Genomic DNA, 911 nt, shown 5'->3' on the forward strand with positions numbered 1-911 from the left:
GGCAATGAACAGCGGTGCGGCAGTGGGTGAGCGTTTGCAGGCAATCTCGAAAAACAGGGTGGCGACTTTGCTGCTGTCGGGGTTGTCCGTGGATTTGATGCGCGATTCGACCTGAGCCGGATCGAAACCCAGCGCATCGAGAAAGGTTTTGTCGGCGGCCTCCAGGTGGGCATTGGCGCCACTGATGTGTTCGCCATTCACTGTCGCGCCCATGGCTTGCAGTTCCACGCGGCTGATCGTGAACTCGCCGATGCGCAGCGGCCCCAGGCGTTTGTCGAGCGTCTTGAGTGCAAGAGGCGCAGGGTTCTGCACAGGGCGGGCGGGCGGCGGTGTCAGCGGTGGTGCGCTGGGGACGATTTCAACCTGTCGCGAGACCGGCGCATGGTGGTTGGCCGAAGTGCTGATCGGCGTGATGTGAATGACTGCATCGAGGGTGGGTTCCACTGATGCTGTAATAAGTTTCGCCATTATTTAATCCTTTAAAAACAGGCGTGGTCGGACACCGGTGTTGGAATCGGTATTCCGTTGGGAAAAAATGTAGTGTGAATATAAAGATTGAAAGTTGAGCGGTGCAGTTAGTTGGTTTCTTGATATTTAAATAAAATGTTAGTTCTGCTGTGGTCGTATGTCATAGGGTGGTCGTCATTAAGTCTGCCCTCAGTATCGAGTTGTTTAAAATTCGGGCCAGACGATGTCATCGGCAAATTCATTTTTATTGCCTGAAAGCCGAAGTATTGGATCACCCAAGGCCTCGACCTTGTCGATCAACGCGTCATACTGGTTTTTATTGGACGTGCCGAAGTGGGTCGATTCTTCTATGAAATCCGCACGGTCTCCCGCCGCCTGATCAATGTCTTTGACCTTGGCCGCTTTCGTCATTTCCGTGTTCAACAACCAGACCCGCTCTGCTT

Annotated in this window: 2 pseudogenes; both read right to left on the minus strand. The window is 53.2% G+C overall.

From position 1 onward, the window contains the following. Positions 1-468 (minus strand): annotated as a pseudogene (locus DBR24_RS16525) (calcium-binding protein); the annotation flags it as partial. Positions 469-672: 204 nt separating this feature from the next. Beyond that, a pseudogene (locus DBR24_RS32435) lies at positions 673-911 on the minus strand (hypothetical protein); the annotation flags it as partial.

Source organism: Pseudomonas sp. HMWF006, from assembly GCF_003061205.1.
In the GTDB taxonomy this organism is placed as follows: Bacteria; Pseudomonadota; Gammaproteobacteria; order Pseudomonadales; family Pseudomonadaceae; genus Aquipseudomonas; species Aquipseudomonas monsensis.